The sequence below is a fragment of the Citrobacter sp. JUb117 genome, assembly GCF_024809055.1.
GTDB lineage: Bacteria > Pseudomonadota > Gammaproteobacteria > Enterobacterales > Enterobacteriaceae > Citrobacter > Citrobacter gillenii.
The window spans coordinates 433,533-458,198 of record NZ_JANUFB010000004.1 but is presented as its reverse complement, the minus strand read 5'-3'; the positions used below and the strand labels follow the sequence as shown (position 1 = coordinate 458,198).

Sequence of the window (24,666 nt, the reverse complement as noted above, 5' to 3'; positions counted from 1 at the left end):
GGCCGGATTAGGCGAAGCCGCCATCAGGCACCACTCACGTTTACAAGCTTCCCGCCGGGCGCTTACCTCTGCCCGCAGAACTTAACGTTCTCCCCGTTTGCTTTCCGCTGAGGCTCTCCAGACGCATCTGGAACGGTGGGAATGGCATATCAATACCGTGCTCACGGAAGCCCGCCAGAATCAGCTGGTGGATCTCGTGGCGCAATGGCATACGGTGTCCCATCTCTGCGGCATAGATACGCAGTTCAAAGATCTGAATCCCCTGCTGAAGGTCAACCAGGAAGACTTCCGGCGCCGGTGTGTCGATAACCAGTGAGCAGCGCTGGGCGGCAGTGAGCAGGATTTGCGTGACCTCCTCGCTGTTGGCTTCTGACGGTGCAGGAATGGTCAATACCACACGAGTCACTGAGTCGGATAACGACCAGTTGATAAACTGCTCGGTGATAAACGCCTTGTTGGGCACGATGATCTCTTTACGATCCCAGTCGCTGATGGTGGTCGCGCGGGTGTTAATCTTGGTCACGCTGCCGGTGAGGTCGCGAATGGTCACCGTGTCGCCAATACGAATTGGTTTTTCAAACAGGATGATCAGGCCGGATATAAAGTTGGCGAAGATCTCTTGCAAACCAAAGCCCAAACCAACACCGAGAGCAGCAACCAGCCACTGCAGTTTCGACCACTCAATACCAATCATTGAGAAGCCCACCAGGCCACCAATTAGCATCAGTAGATACTTGGTTATAGTGGTGATGGCGTAACCGGTACCTGGTGTTAAATCCAGGTGCTGCAACAGCGCCAGTTCCAGCAGTGCAGGCAGGTTACGCACCAGCTGGGTGGTGATGATAAACACCAGAATGGCAATAAGCACTGCGCCCAGCGTAATCGGCTCTAAGCTTTCTACGCCCTGCACCGTGGACGTCACATCCCATAGTGAGATATTTTCCAGGAAGCCGAACGCGGAATGAATTTCTGACCACAGCACGATGACTGAAAGCAGGGCGATGAGCATCAGGATAGACCGCACCAGGCGCAGCGACTGTGCGCTTATCGCGTCCAGATCGACTTCGCTTTCATCGATATCTATCGCTCCTTCCAGGCTGGTGGAGTGCGCGGGTTCTTCTTCACCACGTGCACGCTGCGCCAGCATTTCTGCGCGTCGGTGTTTGGCGCGGTCAAAAGCCAGACGACGGCGCTGGATAAGCATCCAGCGGCGGATGACGTGATAAACCACCAGCAACAAGAACCAGATAGCAACAGACGTCTCCAGGCGGGCCAGCAGCGCCTGTGCTGTGGCCAGGTAACCTACCGCGGCCGCAAGAATGGCAACTAACGGGGCACCCATTAGCATATTCCACAGCATGCTGTTGACCATGTTGTCGCCGTTGCCCTCTTTGTCGAGGTACAGCGGGATCCCGGCGCGCTTGAGGCTCAGAGTGACGATGGCCAGTGCGCCACAAATCAACATAAAGCACAGGCGTCCTAATGAAGCGGAGAATTCCCGGTCATTGAGATTATCAAACATGATCACCGCCATGATCAGCGGAACAATCAGTCCGATGCTCATCAGGTAATAGTGCATAGCTTTAGCGACGCGGTTGCGCGGCCAGCCAAAGTGCGCGATGAACAGACCATTCGGCCGCGCAAAGGTAGCGCAAATCATCACCGCCCACAGCATAGGCACCGTGGCGGTCACACCATCGCCGATGGCGACGGCCAGCGGATAGGGCCAGGCTTCCTGCAGGCCGTAACCCAGCGTCGCCCACAGCACCGGCAGCGGCGAGGCAACGAGAATTGACCAGAATACCGTTCGTATCGTTAGCCAGAAGTGATCCTGGGTGACTTTACCGACCCGCGCAGACGATCGCTCAAGAAAGCGGGTGAAGTGCTTACGCGAATAGAGGCTAAACCCTACCAGCACCAGCGCGGCGAACAGCGGCAGCAGCGTGGCTTTACTGGTGAGCATCATGACGCTGGCTTTACCAAGCTGATTAAACGTATCTAATGAGATTAGACGACGCAGATCCTGAACCAAATCGACCGGCCAGGAGAGTGAAATCGGGCTGACGTCAGAGGTCCAGAACAGATAGCGGTGCGTGGCTTCGTTAACCTCTTTCAGCGCATCTTCCAACTGACTATTGGAGACTTTCAGCTTGGTTAACTCGAGTATCAGCGTATCGCCGCCCTGTAGCAGGGAATTCAACAGCTCACGCTGGGTACGCAGTTGGGCATTGAGAATACGGGTCTGCTCTGCGGTAAGCGGCTGTCCATCCGCTTGATGGATCTGGCGCAGCTGCGGCTGTTTGTTGAGGAGGTCTTCATAGCGCATGCGATGTACGCGCAGCTGCGCCATTTCGGTATCGAGCTGTTGCGGCTTAGGCATTTCAGGTAGACGGGAAACCTGCGCGCGAAGCGCTTCGCCCAGCATATTCGACGCCCCCAGCCACTGTGACTGCTCGCGCAGCGTGTTCAATGCCTGACGTACCTGCAACGTTTGACCGGTGGCCTGACGCTGCTGAGACGCCACCAGGTCCATACGTTGTGCCTGTTGGTTTAACGCCTGTGACAGTTCGCGGTTGACCTTAAACTGATCGACAATGCCTTCCGGCAGTCCTGCACTGTTTTCTGCCAGCAGTTCGGTGCTTTCCAACGCCCGCTCCGCTTCACGCTGCCGCTGGCTATTGAGCTGATTTCGTAATGCCTGCAGGTAAGCGTCGAGCTGCTGGCTCTGTTTTTCGGCCAGTTCGGAGCGCATACGCGCCAGTTCTTGACGATTGTTAGCGGAAAGTTGTGCCAGCTCCAGCTCATCGACCAGCGCTTTGAGTCTGGCGGATTCAGCCTGCAACGACTGATTGAGCGGCGTATTACCGCTGGCTGCGCCAAGGCGTCGTTCAATTTCATTTAATTGACGGCGAGCATCGGTTTGCTGTTGAGGGAGCTGGTTTAATGAATCGGCGATTTCGCGGGCGCGATCCTGCTCCTGCTGGGCCTGACGGCTTTTTTCCAGCAACTGGCTGCTGACCTGCAGGATCTCCTGGTTTAAGGCGTCAGCCGAGAGGTCCGTGGGGATGCTGCGAGGTTCATCGCGCAGGTTGCTAAGCTGCGCGCGTAGCGTCGCGGACAGCTTGGGGAAGTTATCAATAACCTGCTGATACTGTTCGGCGCGCTCGAGAGAGCCTTTACGCTCTTCAAGGGCATTCAGCGCGGACTGGAGCGCCTCGACGGCTTCTGGCTGAGCGGGTTTTGCCGCTTTGGCCTGCTCCAGTTCCTGGGTGATTTGTTTGGTATCGGGGGCCGTCGCAGCGTACGCCCCCTGGCTGAGGCACCAGGCCATCAGAAAAGTGATAATCAGGCGCACAGCAGCGATTCCTATGTTTAACTTTCGTCTTTTTTGTCGTCAACCAGCGGGCTGGCAGCGTGTTCTGCTTCGATCTCGTCTTGCGCAAGCGGGGCGGGTTCGGCCTCTGGCGTCACGAACGTTTCGGTAGAGATTGCCATCGGTTGACCGATTTTGGTGACCGAAAGATCCTGCAACTGCTCGACCAGATTAACTTTGCCTGGTGCAAACAGGTTGATGACGGTTGAACCAAGCTTAAAGCGGCCCATTTCCTGGCCTTTCAGCAGCGCCACTGAACCTTCACTTTCACCTTCAGGCCATGTCCAGCGCTTAATTACGCCTTCACGCGGTGGCGTGATGGTGCCAGCCCAGACAGTTTCGATGCTACCGACGATGGTTGCACCGACCAGAATTTGCACCATCGGGCCAAATTCAGTGTCAAACAGGCAAATAACACGTTCGTTACGGGCAAAAAGGTTGGGCACGTTTTGCGCGGTCAGAATGTTGACCGAGAAAAGATCGCCGGGCACGTACAGCATTTCCCGCAGGATACCGTTACACGGCATATGTACGCGGTGGTAATCACGCGGTGAGAGGTACGTCGTGACAAACGTTCCGTTACGGAACTTGTCCGCCATTTGGTAGTTACCTGCCAGCAGTGCTTCAAGGCTGTAGCTGTGCCCTTTGGCCTGCAACAGTTTGTCTTCTTCGATGTTCCCCAACTGGTTAATCACGCCGTCAGCTGGCATAACCAGAACATTCGGGTCGGTATTAATTGGGCGGGCATCGTCACGCAGTGGGCGCACGAAGAAGTCGTTAAAGGTGCGATAGCTGGCGGTATCCGGCTTCTGCGCCTCTGTCATATCGACCTTGTAATATTTCACGAACAGATCGATAACCAGTTTAGTTAGCCATCCTGCTCGTTTGCTTGCACCCCAACCCGCCAGGCGAGTGAGCCATAGTTTCGGCAGAATGTATTGTAGCGAAAGCTTAAATGAATTTAACAAGGTAGCCTCCAGGCCATAATTTGTTCCCGATCCGGCATGCGGGCCGGATCCTGAAAAAAGGGGGACGATTCTAGCGATGCTTAGCTTAGTTGTCAGTTGTCCGTATCAGAAAAGTTTTTACGCGTTTTTACCTGCGCCATGCTTTCAAGGATGCGGTGATAATTCTCAAACCGAGTTTCGGCGATAGCCCCTTTCTCTACTGCTTCACGGATAGCGCAGCCTGGATCCGTATCATGCTTACAGTCGCGGTATTTGCAATGACCTAAGAAGTCATGGAATTCGACAAACCCGTGGGTGATTTGTTCCGGCTCAAGATGCCACAACCCAAACTCACGTACGCCGGGGGAGTCAATGACGTCACCGCCGTGCGGGAAGTGGTACAAGCGAGAGGCCGTGGTGGTGTGTTGCCCAAGACCGGAGTTATCGGAGACATCGTTGGTCAGGATCTCTTTCTGCAGGCCGAGCAGGTTGTTGAGCAGGCTGGATTTGCCCACGCCTGATTGACCAGCAAAAATGCTGATGCGATCGGTCAGCGCTTCCTCAAGCGGCTGCAGGCCGTCTTTTTTATGGCTGGAGACCATCAACACGCGATAGCCAATATTGCGATAGATATCCATCTGCTCATTCACGAAGACCATGCCTTCATCGTCGAGCAGATCGATTTTGTTGAGTACGATAATGGGCTCAACCTGCAACGTTTCGCAGGCAACCAGATATCGGTCGATAATATTGAGTGACAGCTCGGGTAAGATGGCTGAGACAATGACGATTTGGTCGATGTTGGCCGCAATGGGTTTTACACCGTCATAAAAGTCCGGACGCGTTAGCACCGAGGTACGTTCATGTACCGCTTCAACGATCCCTTTAACGTTCACGCCTTCGGCTGCGGCCTTACCTGGACGCCAGACTACACGATCGCCGGTTACCAGCGAACGAATTGTGCGACGGATGTTGCAACGGTGGACATCGCCGTCGGCAGACTCCACGTCGGCATGCATGCCAAAGCGGCTGATAACAATACCTTCAGCGGTCTCGCCAAACAGGTTGTCGTCGTAGTCGGGCTTCTCCGTGGACGTTTTAAGACGACGCTGGTGATTGGCGTTCACGCGGCGCTGTTGGCCTTTGGAGAGTTTATTTTTACTCAATCGTACTGACTCCTGGTCGCCCATGATGGGCAAAACATTTATGATACACGCAATTTTAGATGAATATAGTCACACTGAATGTGACGTCTGAAGGGTGGAAAATAGCATGAGTGGCAATGAAAACAACCTGATTTGGATCGATCTGGAGATGACAGGTCTGGATCCCGAGCGCGATCGCATTATTGAGATCGCGACGCTGGTGACTGACGCCAATCTGAATATTCTGGCTGAAGGACCGACGATTGCCGTCCACCAGTCCGACGCGCAGCTGGCGCTAATGGATGACTGGAACGTGCGTACGCATACCGGAAGTGGTCTGGTGGAGCGCGTGAAGGCGAGCACCATGGGCGATCGTGAAGCGGAGCTGGCGACGCTGGCATTTTTAAAAGAGTGGGTTCCGGCAGGGAAATCCCCGATTTGTGGCAACAGCATCGGCCAGGATCGTCGTTTCCTGTTCAAATACATGCCGGAACTGGAAGCGTATTTCCATTATCGCTATCTGGACGTTAGCACGTTGAAAGAGCTGGCCCGTCGCTGGAAGCCGGAGATCCTCGATGGCTTCACGAAGCAGGGGACACACCAGGCGATGGACGACATTCGTGAGTCCGTCGCTGAGCTGGCTTACTACCGTGAGCATTTTATTAAGCTTTGATTTTGTTCTCCGGTGGCTTGCGTCACCGGCTTTTTGACGCTAAATTGTCCAGCTTGATTGTAAAGTAATCACTTGAACGAGTTTTCAAAAAAATCGTATTCAAGGGGGTTGCAGCTAAACGAATTTCTCGTATAATGCGCCTCCCGTAACGACAGAGATTTACGCGTTACGACAGCAACAAAAGCAGTACAGATTTGCGGGAATAGCTCAGTTGGTAGAGCACGACCTTGCCAAGGTCGGGGTCGCGAGTTCGAGTCTCGTTTCCCGCTCCAAAATTTGAAAAGTGCTTTCTAAGCACAGACCACCAATCGCAGGATTTCGAATTGCGACAAGGCGGCAACTGAATGAATCCTTGGGAACTTACTTGAGTAAGTGACTAAGGTGAATGAAGGCAGCCAACGCAGTAGCGTTTCGAAAGACGAAGATTAAGCGGGAATAGCTCAGTTGGTAGAGCACGACCTTGCCAAGGTCGGGGTCGCGAGTTCGAGTCTCGTTTCCCGCTCCAAAATTTGAAAAGTATCGCAAGATACGCACCACCCAAGCGGGAATAGCTCAGTTGGTAGAGCACGACCTTGCCAAGGTCGGGGTCGCGAGTTCGAGTCTCGTTTCCCGCTCCAAATTCTTATATCAATAAACATATCCACAACGAATAATCGCGTTGGGGCTGTTTTCTTTTGTCTTTGACATACTCTTGTAAACAGACTTATCCACAGGTCAGAGTAATATTCCTGGAATGCAAAAAACTTCGCTTGGTGAATAGTATCTTTATAACCATTTGAATTTAATGAATTAATTTTCATTTCAAATTGTTAATGTGATCACTTGACGATTTTTTCCTTCTTGAATATCAATGTGTTTTTATTTTTATGCACAAGCTGTGGATGACTTAAGCATCACGCGGCAGACCTTTTTCAATCACCCTGACCAGCCGCTGTTTCTTCGGTAATTGCACTTCAACCACGCAGGCATTTCTTTTCTCAATCTGCTGCGCAATCGCCCATTCTATGTGCTCGTCGAGAAGTGGGTGCTCACCTCTGCGATTTTCCAGCGCATTTATTATGGTTTCATCCCACGGGGCATTTCCCAGCGCGACGGCGATATTTCGCAACCAACGCAGGTGTCCGATGCGACGAATAGCCGAACCTTCCGTCACTTTTAAAAACCACGCTTCGCTCCAGCCAAACAGCTCAATCAGTTCCGGGGCATGCAGTTGTTTACGTGGGCTAAAGTCATCTTCTACAGTGAGCTGCGAATAGCGATTCCAGGGGCAAATGAGCTGGCAGTCATCGCAGCCATAGATTCGGTTGCCCAACAGTGGGCGAAACTCTTCCGGGATAGCGCCTTCTAGTTCGATCGTGAGATAGGAAATACAGCGGCGGGCATCAACGGTGTAGGGTTCAACGATGGCGCCCGTGGGGCAAATGGTCATACAGGCCACGCATTTGCCGCAGGCTTCTTCTACAGGCTGATCCACAGGAAGCGGTAAATCGATCAGCAGTTCACCAAGGAAGAAAAATGACCCGGCTTCACGGCTAAGAATTAGTGAGTGCTTACCAACCCAGCCAAGTCCGGCTTTTTCCGCCAGCGGACGCTCCAGAATGGGCGCAGAATCGACAAAAGGTCTAAAATTCAGCGAAACGCAATGCTGCTGGATCAACTCTCCCAGCTTTTTTAAACGGTTACGCAGCAGCTTATGGTAGTCACGGCCCAGTGCATAACGGCTGATGTAGCCTAGCGACGGATTTTTTAGCGTGCTGGCAAACGCGGCATTGGCGGGGAGATAATTCATCCGTACGCTGATGACGCGTAAAGTTCCGGGTAATAACTCGTGGGGGCGGGCGCGCATCATGCCGTGACGGGCCATCCAGTCCATTTCGCCATGGTATTGTTTATCCAGCCAGGCCTGCAGTTTGGGTTCGGCTTCGCTAAGGTCTGTATCGGCAATACCGACCTGCTGAAAGCCAAGTTCCAGCCCCCACTGCTTAATTTTTTGTGCTAACTGATTGAGATCGAGGGGCTCTGACATGACGGACCATACAATGAAGAAAAACCCCGCAAGTATACCACACTCTATCTGGCACGCCGATGACATCAAACGGATGGAACATGAGGCGGCAGACAGCCTTGGGCTGACGCTGTATGAGCTGATGCAACGTGCGGGAGAGGCGGCGTTCCAGGTTGCTCGCAATGCATATCCTGCCGCTCGGCACTGGCTGGTGCTCTGTGGCCACGGTAATAACGGCGGCGACGGCTATGTCGTGGCGAGACTTGCCAAAGCCGCGGGGATTCACGTCACGCTATTAGCGCAAGAAAGCGACAAACCGCTCCCACAGGAGGCAGAACATGCTCGTCATGCCTGGCTGAACGCAGGTGGCGTTATCCACGCCCCGGATATTATCTGGCCGCAAGAGGTGGATGTGATTATCGATGCGTTGCTCGGCACCGGCTTAAAACATGCACCTCGCGACCCACTGGCGACATTAATCAAACAGGCGAATGTGCATTCTGCTCCCACAGTGGCTATTGATATTCCTTCCGGTCTGCTGGCGCAGACGGGGGGAACGCCCGGAGCGGTGATTCATGCTGCCCATACCGTTACCTTTATTGCATTGAAGCCCGGTCAGCTCACGGGCAAAGCGCGTGATGTCACAGGGCGTATCCATTTTAACGCGCTCGGGCTGGATGCCTGGCTGGCGGGGCAGGACGCGCCCATTCAGCGCGTTGATGCCTCACAGCTTAGATGCTGGCTGACACCACGCCGCGCAACATCGCACAAAGGTGACCATGGTCGACTGGCGATCATCGGGGGTGACTATGGCACAGCAGGCGCCATACGCATGGCCGGTGAAGCGGCGCTTCGCGCTGGTGCCGGATTGGTTAAGGTGCTCACGCGCAGTGAAAATATTGCACCGATCCTGACCGCCCGTCCGGAACTGATGGTCGATGAGTTGACGCCTCGCGCGGTGGAGGAAAGTCTGGCGTGGGCGGATGTCGTTGTCATCGGTCCCGGACTTGGGCAGCAAGAGTGGGGAAAAAAAACACTGCAAAAAGTTGAGAATTTTCGCAAACCGATGCTGTGGGATGCCGATGCGCTTAACCTGCTGGCAATCAATCCCGATAAACGTCACAATCGCGTGATCACGCCGCATCCGGGCGAGGCTGCGCGACTGTTGGGCTGCTCCATTACAGAAATTGAAGACGATCGCTTACTTTCTGCACAGCGTCTGGTAAAACGGTACGGAGGTGTGGTGGTGCTGAAAGGCGCGGGTACGGTAGTGGCCTCGGAGCACAATGCATTAGCCATTATCGATGCCGGTAACGCAGGAATGGCCAGCGGCGGTATGGGTGATGTCCTTTCCGGAATCATTGGCGCATTGCTCGGACAGAAGCTTACCCCGTATGATGCTGCGTGTGCGGGATGTGTGGCGCACGGCGCGGCAGCGGATGTGCTGGCGGCGCGATTTGGTACGCGCGGCATGCTGGCGACAGATCTCTTTACCACGCTACAGCGTATTGTTAACCCTGATGTGATTGACGTTTATCATGATGAATAGAGTAATTCCGCTACCGGATGAACAGGCGACATTAGACCTGGGACTGCGGGTCGCGAAGGCCTGTGACGGCGCAACGGTTATTTATTTGTACGGCGATTTAGGCGCGGGTAAAACCACCTTCAGCCGGGGATTCCTGCAGGCGCTAGGTCATAAAGGCAATGTAAAAAGCCCCACCTATACGCTGGTCGAACCCTATTCGCTTGAAAATTTAATGGTATATCACTTCGATCTGTACCGACTTGCGGACCCCGAGGAGCTCGAATTTATGGGGATCCGTGATTATTTTGCCAATGATGCAATTTGCCTGGTGGAATGGCCACAACAAGGTAAAGGTGTGCTCCCGGACCCGGACGTCGAAATACACATCGAATACCAGGCGCAAGGTCGAGAGGCGCGCGTAAGTGCCGTCTCCTCATCGGGTAATTTATTGCTGGCGCGTTTAGCCGAATAACCTTAAAGGGTGGCGGGATGATTTATCGCATCAGAAATTGGCTGATGGCAACCCTGGTCCTGCTGTGCGCGCAGGCAGGGGCCGCCAGCCTTTCCGATCTTCAGGTTTCTAACGGCGAACAACAGGCGCGGATTACGCTCAGTTTTATTGGCGAGCCTGAATATGCTGTTTCGCAGGACGGGAAGCGCACCGTTGCGCTGGATATTAAACAAACCGGCGTGATTCAGGGACTGCCGCTGCTGTTTAGCGGTAATAACCTGGTTAAGGCCATCCGTGCGGGTACACCGAACGATCCACAGTCTTTGCGACTGGTTGTCGATTTAACCGAGAACGGAAAAGCCGCCGCTGTAAAACGGCAAAACGGCGGTAACTATACCGTGGTGTTTACCATCAATGCTGATGCACCTCCGCCGCCACCGCCACCTCCTGTGGTGGTGAAGCGCGTTGAAGCACCCGTTGTCGCTCCGCGTCCGTCAGAACCCGCGCGTAACCCGTTTAAAACGGAAAATAATCGCACGACAGCCGTCATCAACAGTAATACGGCCACGCGGCCTGCCGCTCGGGCGGTGAGCAACAATAATGGCGATAAAGTGGTCATTGCGATTGATGCCGGGCACGGTGGACAAGATCCTGGCGCGATTGGTCCTGGCGGCACGCGTGAGAAAAACGTCACCATCGCCGTCGCGCGTAAGCTGCGCAGTCTGCTCAATGACGATCCGATGTTTAAGGGCGTACTCACTCGTGACGGCGATTACTTCATCTCGGTGATGGGCCGTTCTGACGTGGCGCGTAAACAAAATGCCAACTTCCTGGTCTCCATTCATGCTGATGCGGCACCCAACCGGGATGCCACGGGTGCTTCCGTTTGGGTGTTGTCAAACCGTCGAGCCAACACTGAAATGGCTGGCTGGCTGGAACAGCACGAGAAGCAATCGGAGCTGTTGGGTGGTGCGGGTGATGTGCTGGCCAACAGTCAGTCCGACCCGTATTTGAGTCAGGCGGTGCTGGACCTGCAGTTCGGTCATTCACAGCGTGTAGGGTATGATGTGGCAACCAGTATGATCGGCCAGCTGGAGCGCATTGGTTCGATGCATAAGCGCCGCCCGGAGCACGCCAGCCTTGGCGTATTGCGTTCTCCGGATATCCCGTCTGTGCTGGTTGAAACCGGCTTTATCAGTAACAACAGCGAAGAACGTTTGTTGGCGAGCGATGATTATCAGCAGCAGCTGGCCGAGGCGATTTACAAAGGATTGCGTAATTACTTCCAGTCGCATCCGATGCAAACCGGGCCACAGGGCGCACCGGCGCAAACTGCTAGCGCCATCTCGCCGGGCGACACGTTAACCAATTAAGGATTAGCCATGCCGATTCAGGTTCTACCGCCACAGTTGGCGAACCAAATTGCCGCAGGTGAAGTGGTAGAACGGCCTGCGTCAGTGGTTAAAGAACTGGTAGAAAACAGTATCGATGCGGGTGCAACGCGCATTGATATTGATATCGAACGTGGTGGCGCCAAGCTGATCCGTATTCGTGATAACGGCTGCGGCATTAAAAAAGACGAGCTGGCGCTCGCGCTGGCGCGTCATGCGACCAGTAAAATTGCCTCCCTTGACGATCTCGAAGCTATTGTTAGCCTCGGATTTCGCGGGGAAGCGCTGGCCAGCATCAGCTCGGTCTCTCGTTTAACCCTGACGTCACGTACGCAAGAACAATCCGAAGCCTGGCAGGCCTATGCCGAAGGGCGCGATATGGATGTGACGATTAAACCTGCCGCACATCCGGTGGGCACCACGCTGGAAGTGTTGGATCTGTTCTACAACACGCCAGCACGGCGTAAGTTCATGCGCACCGAGAAAACCGAATTTAACCATATCGACGAGATAATCCGCCGCATTGCGCTGGCGCGTTTTGATGTGACCATAAATTTGTCGCATAACGGTAAAATGGTGCGTCAGTACCGTGCAGTCACCGCCGATGGGCAGAAAGAGCGTCGTCTGGGCGCGATTTGCGGCACGCCGTTTCTGGAGCATGCGCTGGCGATTGAGTGGCAGCATGGAGATTTAACGCTGCGTGGCTGGGTCGCTGACCCGAATCACACCACGACGGCGCTGGCCGAAATACAGTACTGCTATGTGAATGGCCGTATGATGCGCGATCGGCTGATCAACCATGCTATCCGTCAGGCCTGTGAAGACAAACTTGGGGCCGATCAACAGCCAGCGTTTGTCCTGTACCTGGAAATCGACCCGCATCAGGTGGACGTTAACGTGCATCCTGCCAAGCATGAAGTCCGTTTCCATCAGTCCCGGCTGGTGCATGACTTTATCTATCAGGGGGTGTTGAGCGTATTGCAACAGCAGCTTGAAACGTCGCTGCCGTTGGCCGATGACGACACGCCTGCGCCAAGGCATATCCCGGAGAACCGGGTTGCGGCTGGACGAAACCACTTTGCCGAACCTGCCCCCGCGCGTGAACCGGCTACGCCGCGTTATTCCGTATCGGCAGGCGGTGGTGGTGGCCGTCAGACGAGTGCCAGTTGGCCACATGCTCAGCCTGGGTATCAAAAGCAGCAGGGGGAAGTTTATCAGCAACTGCTGCAGACACCTGCGCCAACGCATAAAACCACGATGCCTGAAACACCCTCGGCACCGCTTATCGGAAATAGCCAAAGTTTTGGTCGTGTATTGACGATCGTGGGGGCTGACTGTGCATTACTGGAATGTGACGGTCATATTCGCCTGCTGGCGTTGCCGGTGGCCGAGCGCTGGCTGCGTCAGGCGCAGTTAACGCCAGCTCAAGGACCCGTTTGCGCCCAGCCGTTACTGATCCCCTTGCGTTTGAAAGTGACCGATGATGAGAAGACGGCACTGGAAAAAGCACAGAGTCAGTTGGCTGAGTTGGGCATTGAATTTCAACTGGATGCGCAGCATGTGACCATCCGAGCGGTGCCTTTACCCTTACGCCAACAAAATTTACAAATCTTGATTCCTGAACTGATAGGCTACCTGGCGCTGCAGTCCGTATCCGAATCTGGCGATATTGCACAGTGGATTGCGCGAAACGTCACGAGTGAACATCCGCAGTGGAGCATGGCTCAGGCCATTACGCTGTTAACGGATGTTGAGCGGCTATGCCCACAGTTAGTGAAGGCACCGCCGGGTGGTCTGTTACAACCTGTTGACTTACATTCGGTAATGAACGCCCTGAAACATGAGTGATATCAGTAAGGCGAGCCTGCCAAAGGCACTATTTTTGATGGGGCCGACGGCCTCCGGTAAAACGGCATTAGCAATTGAATTGCGTAAAGTTTTGCCAGTAGAGTTGATAAGCGTTGATTCCGCCCTTATCTACAAGGGGATGGATATCGGTACAGCTAAGCCGGATGCTGAAGAGTTAAAGGCTGCGCCGCATCGATTGCTGGATATTCGCGATCCAGCGCAGGCGTATTCTGCGGCGGATTTTCGTCGCGATGCGCTAGCGGAGATGGCCGATATCACCGCAGCGGGACGAATTCCGCTGTTAGTGGGTGGCACAATGTTATATTTCAAAGCCTTGCTGGAAGGGTTGTCGCCGTTACCGTCGGCGGACCCGGAGGTCAGAGCCAGCATTGAGCAGCAGGCGGCAGAGCGTGGATGGGATGCGTTACACCGACAGCTTCAGGAGATCGATCCGGTTGCTGCGGCGCGGATTCATCCAAATGATCCGCAAAGACTTTCCCGGGCACTGGAAGTTTTTTTCATTTCGGGTAAAACTTTAACGGAGCTGACGCAAACGTCAGGAGATGCTTTGCCGTATCAGGTGCATCAGTTTGCAATCGCCCCGGCGAGCCGTGAACTGCTCCATCAGCGAATTGAGCAGCGTTTTCATCAGATGTTAGCTTCAGGTTTTGAAGCAGAAGTCCGGGCGCTTTTTGCCCGAGGAGATTTGCATACGGATTTGCCTTCCATTCGTTGTGTTGGGTATCGCCAGATGTGGTCGTACATTGAAGGCGAAATTTCATACGATGAAATGGTTTATAGAGGTGTTTGCGCCACGAGGCAATTGGCGAAGCGGCAGGTAACCTGGTTACGTGGTTGGGAAGGGGTGCACTGGCTTGACAGTGAAAAGCCTGACCAGGCGCGAAACGAAGTATTACAGGTTGTTGGTGCTATCGCGAATTGAATGTGTACAATTGAAACGTATCGTGCGCAATTTTTCAGAATCGAAAGGTTCAAAGTACAAATAAGCATATAAGGAAAAGAGAGAATGGCTAAGGGGCAATCTTTACAAGATCCGTTCCTGAACGCATTGCGTCGGGAACGTGTTCCAGTTTCTATTTATTTGGTGAATGGTATTAAACTGCAAGGTCAAATCGAGTCTTTTGATCAGTTCGTGATCCTGTTGAAAAACACGGTCAGCCAGATGGTTTACAAGCACGCGATTTCTACTGTTGTCCCGTCTCGCCCGGTATCTCATCACAGCAATAATGCCACCGGCGGCACAGGTAGCAGTAACTACCATCATGGTAGCAGCGCGCAGGGTTCTTCTGCGCAACAGGACAGCGAAGAAACCGAATAAGGTTTTGGGCTGTTTTACACACGGGGAGCCAGAGATCCTGCGTTCCCCGTTGATATATATTAAGGGGTTGACGCTTGTTTGACCGTTATGATGCCGGTGAGCAGGCGGTACTGGTACACATCTATTTTTCGCAAGACAAAGATATGGAAGACCTCCAGGAGTTTGAATCTCTGGTTTCTTCCGCCGGTGTCGAAGCAATGCAGGTGATTACCGGGAGCCGTAAAGCACCGCACCCGAAGTTTTTTGTTGGTGAAGGTAAGGCAATCGAAATTGCGGAAGCCGTAAAAGCGACTGGCGCTGCGGTGGTGATTTTTGATCATGCTTTGAGCCCTGCCCAGGAACGTAACCTGGAACAGTTATGCCAGTGTCTTGTTATCGACAGGACCGGTCTCATTTTAGATATTTTTGCCCAACGTGCGCGTACCCATGAAGGTAAGTTGCAGGTTGAGCTGGCGCAGTTGCGCCATATGGCTACGCGTCTGGTCCGTGGCTGGACCCACCTTGAAAGGCAAAAGGGCGGGATTGGTTTGCGCGGTCCGGGTGAAACCCAGCTCGAAACCGACCGTCGTTTGCTGCGTAATCGTATTTTGCAGATCCAGTCGCGCCTGCAAAAAGTTGAAAAGCAACGTGAGCAGGGGCGGCAGTCGCGCAAGAAAGCGGATGTCCCAACCGTATCACTGGTGGGATATACCAACGCCGGAAAATCCACCCTGTTCAACCAGATAACCGAAGCCCGGGTTTATGCAGCAGATCAACTGTTTGCGACCCTGGATCCGACGCTACGTCGTATCGACGTGGCGGACGTCGGCGAAACCGTGCTGGCGGATACCGTAGGGTTTATCCGTCATTTACCGCATGACCTGGTAGCGGCATTTAAAGCCACTTTGCAGGAAACTCGTCAGGCGACATTGCTGCTGCACGTTATTGATGCGGCAGATTTTCGTGTGCAGGAAAACATTGAGGCCGTCGATACGGTACTCGAAGAGATCGATGCGCATGAGATCCCGACTCTGTTGGTAATGAATAAAATCGATATGCTGGACGATTTTGAACCGCGTATCGACAGAGATGAAGAAAATAAACCAATCCGTGTTTGGGTTTCAGCGCAAACCGGTATTGGCATACCACAGCTTTTTCAGGCTTTAACAGAGCGTCTTTCTGGTGAGGTTGCGCAGCATACGCTGCGTTTGCCGCCGCAGGAAGGGCGTCTGAGAAGCCGGTTTTACCAACTTCAGGCAATAGAAAGAGAGTGGATGGAGGAGGACGGCAGCGTAGGTCTGCAAGTACGTATGCCGATCGTTGACTGGCGTCGCCTCTGTAAACAAGAACCGGCACTGGAAGACTATGTTGTCTGACCTGTCGGATATGGCCTGAAGATTTTTTCGCCTCTATACCTCGTGGATTTTGTACGGTAGGAAGGCGGCAAGTCCCGGCATCCCCAAACGCATAGTCAACTATGTGACTGGGGGTGAAGGGCGTAGCCAACGCATCTGCAACGCAAAAGACGCAGGTATAGCATCGCATAACAAATATGGAGCACAAACATGGCGTGGAATCAGCCCGGTAATAACGGACAAGACCGCGACCCCTGGGGAAGCAGCAAACCTGGCGGCAACCCTGAGGGAAATGGAAACAAAGGTGGTCGCGAGCAGGGGCCTCCCGATCTTGATGATATCTTCCGCAAGCTGAGTAAAAAACTCGGTGGTCTGGGTGGCGGTAAAGGTACAGGCTCTGGTGGTGGCGGTAGTTCATCGCAAGGCCCGCGTCCGCAACTGGGCGGTCGAGTCTTTACTATTGCTGCTGCCGCTATTGTCATTATCTGGGCAGCCAGCGGTTTCTACACCATTAAAGAAGCGGAACGCGGCGTAGTGACACGCTTCGGTAAATTCAGCCATTTGGTTGAGCCGGGTCTGAACTGGAAACCGACATTTGTGGATACCGTTACGCCGGTAAACGTTGAAGCCGTGCGTGAACTGGCAGCCTCCGGTGTGATGCTGACTTCTGACGAAAACGTCGTGCGCGTTGAGATGAACGTGCAGTACCGCGTGACCGACCCGCAGAAATATCTGTTTAGCGTGACCAGTGCTGATGACAGTCTGCGTCAGGCAACCGACAGTGCACTGCGTGGGGTTATCGGTAAATACACCATGGACCGTATCCTGACCGAAGGGCGTACCGTTATTCGTAGCGATACCCAGCGTGAACTGGAAGAGACCATTCGTCCATACAACATGGGTATTACCCTGCTGGACGTCAACTTCCAGGCTGCTCGTCCGCCGGAAGAGGTGAAAGCGGCATTTGACGATGCCATTGCGGCGCGTGAAAACGAGCAGCAGTACATTCGTGAAGCAGAAGCGTACACCAACGAAGTACAGCCGCGTGCTAATGGTCAGGCGCAGCGTATTCTTGAAGAAGCGCGTGCATACAAAACACGAACCATCCTGGAAGCTCAGGGTGAAGTGGCGCGTTTTGCCAAAATTCTGCCGGAATATAAAGCCGCACCGCAAATTACTCGCGAGCGTCTGTATATCGAGACCATGGAAAAAGTGCTGAGCCATACCCGTAAGGTGTTGGTTAACGACAAGGGTGGCAATCTGATGGTTCTGCCGTTGGATCAAATGCTAAAAGGCGGCAACGCTCCGGCAGCCAAGAGTCAGAGCAGCTCAAACCTGCTGACTCTGCCGCCAGCATCCTCTTCCAGCACGGGAGCAAGCAACACTTCGTCCACCAGTCAGGGCGATATTATGGACCAACGCCGCGTTAACGCGCAGCGTAACGACTACCAGCGTCAGGGGGAATAACGATGCGTAAGTCAGTTATTGCGATTATCATCATCGTTCTGGTAGTGCTGTTCATGTCTCTCTTTGTGGTCAAAGAAGGCGAGCGTGGTATTACTCTGCGCTTTGGCAAAGTTTTACGTGACGATGACAACAAACCATTGGTTGTTGCACCGGGTCTGCACTTCAAGATTCCATTTATTGAATCCGTGAAGATGCTTGATGCGCGTATTCAGACCATGGACAACCAGGCCGATCGCTTTGTCACCAAAGAGAAGAAAGACCTGATCGTTGATTCCTACATCAAGTGGCGTATCAGTGACTTCAGCCGTTACTACCTGGCAACGGGCGGTGGCGATGTTTCTCAGGCAGAAGTTCTGCTGAAACGTAAGTTCTCTGACCGTCTGCGTTCTGAAATTGGTCGTCTGGACGTAAAAGACATCGTTACCGACTCTCGTGGTCGCTTAACGCTGGAAGTCCGTGACGCGCTGAACTCGGGTTCTGCAGGTACGGAAGACGAAGTCGCAACGCCGGCAGCGGATAGCGCGATTGCCGAAGCGGCTGAGCGTGTTCAGGCTGAAACCAACGGTAAAGTACCGGTCATCAACCCGAACAGTATGGCGGCGTTGGGGATCGAAGTGGTTGACGTGCGTATTAAGCAAATCAACCTGCCTGCTGAAGTGTCTGAGGCGATCTACAACCGTATGCGTGCTGAGCGTGAAGCCGTAGCACGTCGCCATCGTTCACAGGGTCAGGAAGAAGCGGAAAAACTGCGTGCAACAGCGGACTATGAAGTCACCAAAACGTTGGCAGAATCTGAGCGTCAGGGCCGTATTATGCGCGGTGAAGGCGATGCAGAAGCCGCTAAACTGTTTGCTGATGCATTCAGTCAGGATCCTGACTTCTACGCCTTCATCCGTAGCCTGCGTGCTTATGAGAAGAGCTTCGAAGGCAATCAGGACGTGATGATCATGAGCCCGGACAGCGATTTCTTCCGCTACATGAAGACGCCGAGCAACGCAACACGCTAAACTCGCACCCGCGGTTTTAAACCAGCAAAACCACCAGCATCCCCAAGGATGCGGTGGTTTTCTTTTTAGATAAGGACAACGGATGAACTCAACAATTTTGTTGGCACTCGCGCTGGTTTTGGTGCTGGAAGGACTGGGTCCGATGCTATATCCCAGTGCCTGGAAGAAAATGATCGGGGCAATGGCGCAACTTCCTGAAAATATTTTGCGGCGTTTTGGTGGAGGTCTTGTGGTTGCAGGCGTGGTGGTCTACTACATGTTGAAGAAAACGATTGGCTGACCAATAAGTAGACTAATTTACGGATTTCCGCATGCAAAAAGTGCTGTATATCTGAAAAAGCGGTGGTAGAATCCATTTTTAAGCAAACGGTGATTTTGAAAAATGGGTAACAACGTCGTCGTACTGGGCACCCAATGGGGTGACGAAGGTAAAGGGAAGATCGTCGATCTCCTGACTGAACGGGCTAAATATGTTGTGCGCTACCAGGGTGGTCACAACGCAGGCCATACTCTCGTAATCAACGGTGAAAAAACCGTCCTCCATCTTATTCCATCAGGTATTCTTCGCGAAAACGTCATCAGCATCATCGGTAACGGTGTTGTGCTGTCTCCGTCCGCGCTGATGAAAGAGATGAAAGGATTGGAAGACCGCGGGATTCCTGTCCGTGAGCGCCTGCTGCTGTCTGAAGCGTGTCCGCTGATCCTTGATTATCATGTTGCGTTAGATAATGCGCGTGAGAAAGCACGTGGCGCGAAAGCGATCGGCACCACCGGTCGTGGCATCGGGCCAGCTTATGAAGACAAGGTAGCACGTCGCGGTCTGCGCGTTGGCGATCTGTTTGATAAAGCAACCTTCGCTGAAAAACTGAAAGAAGTGATGGAATATCACAACTTCCAGCTGGTGAATTTCTATAAAGTTGAAGCCGTTGACTACCAGAAAGTGCTGGATGATGTGATGGCGATTGCCGACATCCTGACCTCTATGGTTGTTGATGTCTCCGATCTGCTGGACCAGGCGCGTAAGCGTGGCGATTTCGTCATGTTTGAAGGTGCGCAAGGTACGCTGCTGGATATCGACCACGGTACCTATCCGTACGTAACATCCTCCAACACCACCGCAGGTGGCGTGGCGACCGGCTCCGGCCTGGGCCCGCGTTATGTGGACTACGTTCTGGGTATCATCAAAGCCTACTCTACTCGTGTAGGTGCGGGTCCGTTCCCGACCGAACTGTTTGATGATGTCGGCGAGTTCCTGTGCAAGCAGGGTAACGAATATGGCGCAACCACCGGTCGTCGTCGTCGTACCGGCTGGCTGGACTCCGTTGCTGTGCGTCGTGCAGTACAGATTAACTCCCTGTCTGGCTTCTGCCTGACCAAACTGGACGTCCTGGACGGTTTGAAAGAAGTGAAAATCTGTGTCGCTTACCGTATGCCGGATGGCCGTGAAGTCACGACTACCCCGCTGGCAGCTGACGACTGGAAAGGCATCGAGCCGATCTACGAAACCATGCCTGGCTGGTCTGAGTCCACCTTCGGTGTGAAAGAGCGTAGCGGTCTGCCGCAGGCAGCGCTGAACTACGTCAAGCGTATTGAAGAGCTGACCGGTGTGCCGATTGATATCATTTCAACTGGCCCAGACCGTACTGAAACCATGATTCTGCGCGACCCGTTCGACGCATAATGTAGGTTGTAGCGTAGCGTCAGATGGCGCTGCGCTTGCTTTAAAGCAAGCCGGATGCAAGGCTTTGTATCAGTATCTGGCTTATAATCATGTAGGTTCCTCGCTTTTTTCCTTCCCGAATTGAAATAAATTAGCGACCTGGCTGGTGGCTGGTTTATCATCAATATAATTAATACTACCAGGCTTATCCGTTTTATCCTTTTTCCAGAGGTTGATGTGCAGTTAACGAGTTTCACCGATTACGGATTACGTGCGCTAATCTACATGGCGTCGCTACCCGAAGGACGTATGACCAGTATTTCTGAGGTGACAGAAGTCTACGGCGTGTCCCGTAATCATATGGTCAAAATAATTAATCAACTTAGCCGGGCTGGCTTCGTTACTGCTATCCGTGGAAAAAATGGCGGTATCCGCTTGGGCAAAGCGGCAAAGGATATTGGTATTGGTGATGTGGTCCGCGAGTTGGAGCCGTTGACGTTGGTCAACTGCAGCAGCGAGTTTTGCCACATTACCCCTGCCTGTCGACTCAAACAGGCGCTTTCTAAGGCAGTGCAAAGTTTTCTCACGGAACTGGACAACTACACACTTGCTGATTTGGTTGAAAAGAATCAACCGCTATATAAATTATTGCTGGTGGAGTGACGAAAATCTTCATCAGAGCTGACAATGGAGGAACCTCGATGTCACATGATCCTTTCCAGGAACGCGAAGCAGAAAAATACGCGAATCCCATCCCGAGCCGGGAATTTATCCTCGAACATTTAACTAAACGTGAAAAACCGGCCAACCGCGATGAGCTGGCCGTTGAACTCAACATTGAAGGCGAAGAGCAGCTCGAAGCGCTTCGTCGCCGCCTGCGCGCGATGGAGCGTGATGGGCAACTGGTCTTCACCCGCCGGCAGTGTTACGCACTGCCGGAGCGTCTTGACCTGCTGAAAGGTACCGTTATTGGCCACCGTGATGGCTACGGCTTTCTGCGCGTCGAAGGACGTAAAGACGATCTGTATCTCTCCAGTGAGCAGATGAAAACCTGCATCCATGGCGATCAAGTACTGGCGCAACCGCTGGGCGCGGATCGTAAAGGCCGCCGCGAAGCGCGTATTGTGCGTGTACTGGTGCCGAAAACCAGTCAGATTGTCGGTCGTTACTTTACCGATGCGGGCGTAGGTTTTGTCGTTCCGGACGACAGCCGTCTCAGCTTTGATATCCTGATCCCACCAGAAGAGGTGATGGGCGCCCGCATGGGCTTTGTGGTGGTGGTTGAACTGACCCAGCGCCCAACTCGTCGCACTAAAGCGGTGGGTAAAATAGTTGAAGTGCTGGGTGACAACATGGGTACCAGCATGGCCGTTGATATGGCCCTGCGTACGCACGAAATCCCTTATATCTGGCCTGATGCAGTCGTTAAACAGGTCGCCGGGCTGAAAGAAGAAGTACCTGAAGAGGCCAAAATCGGTCGTGTTGACCTGCGTGATTTGCCGTTGGTGACAATTGATGGTGAGGATGCGCGTGACTTTGATGACGCAGTCTACTGTGAGAAGAAACGCGGCGGTGGCTGGCGTTTGTGGGTTGCTATCGCTGACGTCAGTTATTACGTGCGTCCGCCTACCCCGCTGGACCAGGAAGCGCGCAGCCGCGGGACTTCCGTCTACTTCCCGTCGCAAGTTGTACCGATGCTACCGGAAGTCCTTTCCAACGGGTTATGCTCGCTGAACCCGCAGGTAGACAGGCTGTGCATGGTTTGTGAGATGACCATCTCCACGAAAGGGCGCCTGACGGGCTACAAATTCTATGAAGCGGTGATGAGCTCCCACGCGCGTTTGACCTACACCAAGGTCTGGCACATGCTGCAGGGTGATGAGGAACTGCGTGAGCAATACGCACCGTTGGTGAAACACATTGAAGAGCTGCACAATCTCTACAAAGTGTTGGATAAAGCCCGTGAAGAGCGCGGCGGTATCTCGTTTGAGAGCGAAGAAGCGAAGTTTATCTTCAATGCCGAACGCCGTATTGAACGCATTGAGCAGACTCAGCGTAACGACGCACACAAGCTGATCGAAGAGTGCATGATCCTGGCGAACATCTCAGCGGCACGTTTTGTTGAGAAAGCCAAAGAGCCGGCACTGTTCCGTATCCATGACAAGCCGACGACTGAAGCGATTACCTCCTTCCGTTCCGTGCTGGCGGAGTTGGGACTGGAGCTGCCGGGCGGTAACAAACCTGAGCCGCGCGATTACGCCGAGTTGTTGGAGTCGATTGCCGATCGACCTGACGCAGAAATGCTGCAAACTATGCTGCTGCGCTCGATGAAGCAGGCGATTTACGATCCCGAAAACCGCGGTCACTTTGGTCTGGCGCTGCAGTCTTATGCCCACTTTACCTCGCCGATCCGTCGTTACCCGGACCTCTCTTTGCACCGTGCGATCAAGTATCTGCTGGCGCAGGAGCAGGGCCACAAAGGCAATACCACGGAAACCGGTGGCTACCACTATTCGATGGAAGAGATGCTGCAACTGGGTCAGCACTGTTCTATGGCAGAACGTCGTGCTGATGAAGCTACGCGCGATGTATCTGACTGGCTGAAGTGTGACTTCATGCTGGATCAGGTCGGTAATGTCTTTAAAGGCGTCATTGCCAGTGTGACCGGTTTTGGCTTCTTTGTCCGCCTGGATGAACTGTTTATTGACGGCCTGGTGCATGTCTCCTCGCTGGATAACGACTACTATCGCTTCGATCAGGTTGGGCAACGCCTGACCGGTGAATCAAGCGGTCAGATGTATCGCCTGGGCGATCGCGTCGAAGTGCGTGTGGAAGCCGTCAACATGGACGAGCGTAAAATCGACTTTAGCCTGATCTCCAGCGAACGTGCCCCGCGCAACGAGGGTAAAACTGCGCGTGAAAAGGCGAAGAAAGGCGATACGGGTAAAAGCACCGGCCGACGTCGTCAGGCGGGAAAAAAGGTGAATTTCGAACCGGATAGCGCATTCCGCGGCGAGAAAAAAGGCAAAGCCAAACCTCAGGCGGATAAAAAAACGGCTGAGAAAAAAGGCGATAAAAAAGCGAAAAAGCCCTCGACAAAAACGCTTAAAATCGCGGCCGCCACCAAAGCCAAACGCGCGGCGAAAAAGAACGTCGCGCAATAACAGCCATAAACCGTAAGCCGGGCGGCCACGCGTTGCCCGGCGTTACACTTAAACTATCTTAACGAGTACATTCATGAGTGAAATGATTTACGGCATCCATGCGGTGCAGGCCCTGCTTGAGCGTGCGCCTGAGCGCTTTCAGGAGGTCTTTATTCTCAAAGGGCGTGAAGACAAACGCCTGCTGCCGCTGATCCATGCCCTGGAAGCCCAGGGTGTTGTCATCCAGTTGGCGAATCGCCAGTTCCTGGATGAGAAAAGTGAGGGTGCAGTTCATCAGGGAATCATTGCCCGCGTGAAACCGGGTCGTCAGTATCAGGAGAACGATCTGCCGGATCTGATTGCCTCACTTGATCAACCGTTCTTTTTGATCCTCGATGGTGTCACCGATCCGCACAACCTTGGTGCTTGCTTGCGTAGCGCAGACGCTGCCGGTGTGCACGCGGTTATCGTACCGAAAGATCGTTCTGCGTTGCTGAATGCCACGGCGAAAAAAGTAGCCTGCGGTGCTGCTGAAAACGTACCGCTGATCCGCGTGACCAATCTGGCACGTACCATGCGTATGCTGCAGGAAGAGAATATCTGGATCGTCGGAACCGCCGGTGAAGCGGACCATACTCTGTTCCAGAGTAAAATGACCGGTCGTCTGGCATTGGTGATGGGCGCAGAAGGCGAAGGCATGCGTCGTCTGACCCGCGAACATTGTGATGAGCTGATCAGTATTCCGATGGCGGGGAGCGTTTCATCGCTTAACGTTTCTGTTGCGACGGGGATTTGCCTGTTTGAGGCCGTCCGCCAGCGTGGATAAACGTTAATTTTCAGAAAAAGCCATCCAATTTCGGATGGTTTTTTTTTATCTAAAACTGATATTCTAATAAGAGAAGGAAAATATTTTTATATTTATTTAAGTATAACATACAGGATTTATATATGGCATGGACCCCGCAGGTGCTGACTAAAGCGCTCACTAATTTTCATGGTTTTAATATAGATATTATAAGTAATGAGCAGTCATTGATTATTAAAATGAATGATTATGGAGACTTACTTCTCAGTATTCTATTTACCTCCCGCCAGATGATTATCGAAACTGTTATTTGCCCAGTGAATAATATTCAGCATCAGGACGCATTTAATCTTTTCTTATTACGCAATCAAAAGCTGCTTCCACTGTCGTCTGTAGGCATTTCTCGTGTGCGGCAGGATGAATACTACGTCGCATTTGGTGCGCTGTCGCTGAACTCCACATTAGAGGACGTGGTGCTTGAAATGACAACGCTCGTGGATAACGCGCTAGATCTGGCGGAAATCACTGAAGAATATACTCACGAATAACA

At 53.1% G+C, this 24,666-nt stretch carries 20 protein-coding genes and 3 tRNA genes; 19 read left to right on the top strand and 4 right to left on the bottom strand.

The genetic code is table 11. The features are described from left to right. Positions 1–40 precede the first annotated feature (40 nt). From mscM to rsgA, 3 genes are all read right to left on the bottom strand, one after another. Positions 41–3,355 carry a miniconductance mechanosensitive channel MscM gene (gene mscM / locus M2374_RS12150; RefSeq protein WP_096758598.1) on the bottom strand — a complete coding sequence of 1,105 codons (3,315 nt, stop codon included), beginning with the start codon at positions 3,353–3,355 and terminating at the stop codon, positions 41–43. Positions 3,356–3,372: 17 nt separating this feature from the next. Next, positions 3,373–4,341 (bottom strand): archaetidylserine decarboxylase, encoded by a 969-nt coding sequence (asd, locus tag M2374_RS12145; RefSeq protein WP_096758597.1) that lies wholly within the window; start codon positions 4,339–4,341, stop codon positions 3,373–3,375. A 92-nt stretch (positions 4,342–4,433) separates the two neighbouring features. Beyond that, a complete protein-coding gene (rsgA, locus tag M2374_RS12140; RefSeq protein ID WP_170972982.1) occupies positions 4,434–5,486 on the bottom strand; it encodes a small ribosomal subunit biogenesis GTPase RsgA in 1,053 nt (350 codons plus the stop codon). 106 nt (positions 5,487–5,592) lie between these two features. Here rsgA and orn point away from each other — a divergent pair, with 106 nt between their 5' ends. The 4 genes from orn (at position 5,593) to M2374_RS12120 (ending at position 6,755) form a co-directional block, all read left to right on the top strand. Next, positions 5,593–6,138, top strand: a complete 546-nt coding sequence (orn, locus tag M2374_RS12135; protein WP_096758595.1) for an oligoribonuclease — start codon at positions 5,593–5,595, stop codon at positions 6,136–6,138. A gap of 196 nt (positions 6,139–6,334) precedes the next feature. Beyond that, positions 6,335–6,410 (top strand) — tRNA-Gly (locus tag M2374_RS12130). 157 nt (positions 6,411–6,567) lie between these two features. Next, positions 6,568–6,643: transfer RNA gene (locus M2374_RS12125), tRNA-Gly, on the top strand. A 36-nt stretch (positions 6,644–6,679) separates the two neighbouring features. Beyond that, positions 6,680–6,755, top strand: a tRNA-Gly gene (locus M2374_RS12120). A 269-nt stretch (positions 6,756–7,024) separates the two neighbouring features. Here M2374_RS12120 and queG read toward each other — a convergent pair. After that, positions 7,025–8,164 carry a tRNA epoxyqueuosine(34) reductase QueG gene (gene queG / locus M2374_RS12115; protein ID WP_181688542.1) on the bottom strand — a complete coding sequence of 380 codons (1,140 nt, stop codon included), beginning with the start codon at positions 8,162–8,164 and terminating at the stop codon, positions 7,025–7,027. Here queG and nnr point away from each other — a divergent pair. The 15 genes from nnr (at position 8,163) to M2374_RS12040 (ending at position 24,664) form a co-directional block, all read left to right on the top strand. Then, positions 8,163–9,692, top strand: coding sequence for a bifunctional ADP-dependent NAD(P)H-hydrate dehydratase/NAD(P)H-hydrate epimerase (nnr, locus tag M2374_RS12110; RefSeq protein WP_181688541.1), 1,530 nt, complete (start codon positions 8,163–8,165; stop codon positions 9,690–9,692). The two genes, queG and nnr, sit on opposite strands and share 2 nt — an antisense overlap. After that, the gene (tsaE, locus tag M2374_RS12105) at positions 9,682–10,143 is read left to right on the top strand and encodes a tRNA (adenosine(37)-N6)-threonylcarbamoyltransferase complex ATPase subunit type 1 TsaE (protein WP_096758592.1); all 462 of its coding nucleotides are present in this window, start codon (positions 9,682–9,684) and stop codon (positions 10,141–10,143) included. The genes nnr and tsaE overlap by 11 nt, the downstream gene beginning before the upstream one ends. Before the next feature lie 17 nt (positions 10,144–10,160). Next, entirely contained in the window at positions 10,161–11,495 is a 1,335-nt protein-coding gene (amiB, locus tag M2374_RS12100) for an N-acetylmuramoyl-L-alanine amidase AmiB (protein WP_117342430.1), read from the top strand. Between the two features lie 9 nt (positions 11,496–11,504). Continuing rightward, the gene (gene mutL / locus M2374_RS12095) at positions 11,505–13,361 is read left to right on the top strand and encodes a DNA mismatch repair endonuclease MutL (protein ID WP_181688540.1); all 1,857 of its coding nucleotides are present in this window, start codon (positions 11,505–11,507) and stop codon (positions 13,359–13,361) included. Continuing rightward, positions 13,354–14,304, top strand: coding sequence for a tRNA (adenosine(37)-N6)-dimethylallyltransferase MiaA (gene miaA, locus M2374_RS12090; RefSeq protein WP_096758589.1), 951 nt, complete (start codon positions 13,354–13,356; stop codon positions 14,302–14,304). Before mutL ends, miaA begins: the two co-directional genes overlap by 8 nt. A gap of 84 nt (positions 14,305–14,388) precedes the next feature. Beyond that, on the top strand, positions 14,389–14,700 hold the full coding sequence (hfq, locus tag M2374_RS12085; protein ID WP_096758588.1) for an RNA chaperone Hfq: 312 nt from the start codon (positions 14,389–14,391) through the stop codon (positions 14,698–14,700). 74 nt (positions 14,701–14,774) lie between these two features. Next, positions 14,775–16,055 carry a ribosome rescue GTPase HflX gene (hflX, locus tag M2374_RS12080; protein WP_096758587.1) on the top strand — a complete coding sequence of 427 codons (1,281 nt, stop codon included), beginning with the start codon at positions 14,775–14,777 and terminating at the stop codon, positions 16,053–16,055. A 189-nt stretch (positions 16,056–16,244) separates the two neighbouring features. Further along, positions 16,245–17,501 (top strand): FtsH protease activity modulator HflK, encoded by a 1,257-nt coding sequence (gene hflK, locus M2374_RS12075; protein ID WP_115259619.1) that lies wholly within the window; start codon positions 16,245–16,247, stop codon positions 17,499–17,501. A 2-nt stretch (positions 17,502–17,503) separates the two neighbouring features. Then, positions 17,504–18,508, top strand: a complete 1,005-nt coding sequence (hflC, locus tag M2374_RS12070; protein WP_115259618.1) for a protease modulator HflC — start codon at positions 17,504–17,506, stop codon at positions 18,506–18,508. Between the two features lie 82 nt (positions 18,509–18,590). Further along, complete coding sequence (locus tag M2374_RS12065; RefSeq protein ID WP_096758584.1) at positions 18,591–18,788, top strand: DUF2065 family protein; 198 nt, start codon at positions 18,591–18,593, stop codon at positions 18,786–18,788. A gap of 102 nt (positions 18,789–18,890) precedes the next feature. Then, positions 18,891–20,189, top strand: a complete 1,299-nt coding sequence (gene purA, locus M2374_RS12060; RefSeq protein WP_096758583.1) for an adenylosuccinate synthase — start codon at positions 18,891–18,893, stop codon at positions 20,187–20,189. Between the two features lie 216 nt (positions 20,190–20,405). Then, positions 20,406–20,831: a nitric oxide-sensing transcriptional repressor NsrR gene (gene nsrR, locus M2374_RS12055; protein WP_096758582.1), complete on the top strand. Its 426-nt coding sequence runs from the start codon at positions 20,406–20,408 to the stop codon at positions 20,829–20,831. Between the two features lie 38 nt (positions 20,832–20,869). Further along, positions 20,870–23,332 (top strand): ribonuclease R, encoded by a 2,463-nt coding sequence (gene rnr, locus M2374_RS12050; RefSeq protein ID WP_096758581.1) that lies wholly within the window; start codon positions 20,870–20,872, stop codon positions 23,330–23,332. Positions 23,333–23,405: 73 nt separating this feature from the next. After that, entirely contained in the window at positions 23,406–24,137 is a 732-nt protein-coding gene (rlmB, locus tag M2374_RS12045) for a 23S rRNA (guanosine(2251)-2'-O)-methyltransferase RlmB (RefSeq protein ID WP_096758580.1), read from the top strand. 122 nt (positions 24,138–24,259) lie between these two features. Beyond that, positions 24,260–24,664 carry a YjfI family protein gene (locus M2374_RS12040; protein ID WP_181688539.1) on the top strand — a complete coding sequence of 135 codons (405 nt, stop codon included), beginning with the start codon at positions 24,260–24,262 and terminating at the stop codon, positions 24,662–24,664. Positions 24,665–24,666 lie beyond the last annotated feature (2 nt).

Coding starts and splice junctions, on each gene's coding strand:
- miaA (WP_096758589.1), top strand. CDS start 13,354: ATGAGTGATATCAGTAAGGCGAGCCTGCCAAAGGCACTATTTTTGATG.
- tsaE (WP_096758592.1), top strand. CDS start 9,682: ATGATGAATAGAGTAATTCCGCTACCGGATGAACAGGCGACATTAGAC.
- rnr (WP_096758581.1), top strand. CDS start 20,870: ATGTCACATGATCCTTTCCAGGAACGCGAAGCAGAAAAATACGCGAAT.
- rlmB (WP_096758580.1), top strand. CDS start 23,406: ATGAGTGAAATGATTTACGGCATCCATGCGGTGCAGGCCCTGCTTGAG.
- hfq (WP_096758588.1), top strand. CDS start 14,389: ATGGCTAAGGGGCAATCTTTACAAGATCCGTTCCTGAACGCATTGCGT.
- mutL (WP_181688540.1), top strand. CDS start 11,505: ATGCCGATTCAGGTTCTACCGCCACAGTTGGCGAACCAAATTGCCGCA.
- purA (WP_096758583.1), top strand. CDS start 18,891: ATGGGTAACAACGTCGTCGTACTGGGCACCCAATGGGGTGACGAAGGT.
- orn (WP_096758595.1), top strand. CDS start 5,593: ATGAGTGGCAATGAAAACAACCTGATTTGGATCGATCTGGAGATGACA.
- nnr (WP_181688541.1), top strand. CDS start 8,163: ATGACGGACCATACAATGAAGAAAAACCCCGCAAGTATACCACACTCT.
- hflC (WP_115259618.1), top strand. CDS start 17,504: ATGCGTAAGTCAGTTATTGCGATTATCATCATCGTTCTGGTAGTGCTG.
- M2374_RS12040 (WP_181688539.1), top strand. CDS start 24,260: ATGGCATGGACCCCGCAGGTGCTGACTAAAGCGCTCACTAATTTTCAT.
- M2374_RS12065 (WP_096758584.1), top strand. CDS start 18,591: ATGAACTCAACAATTTTGTTGGCACTCGCGCTGGTTTTGGTGCTGGAA.
- hflK (WP_115259619.1), top strand. CDS start 16,245: ATGGCGTGGAATCAGCCCGGTAATAACGGACAAGACCGCGACCCCTGG.
- amiB (WP_117342430.1), top strand. CDS start 10,161: ATGATTTATCGCATCAGAAATTGGCTGATGGCAACCCTGGTCCTGCTG.
- queG (WP_181688542.1), bottom strand. CDS start 8,164: ATGTCAGAGCCCCTCGATCTCAATCAGTTAGCACAAAAAATTAAGCAG.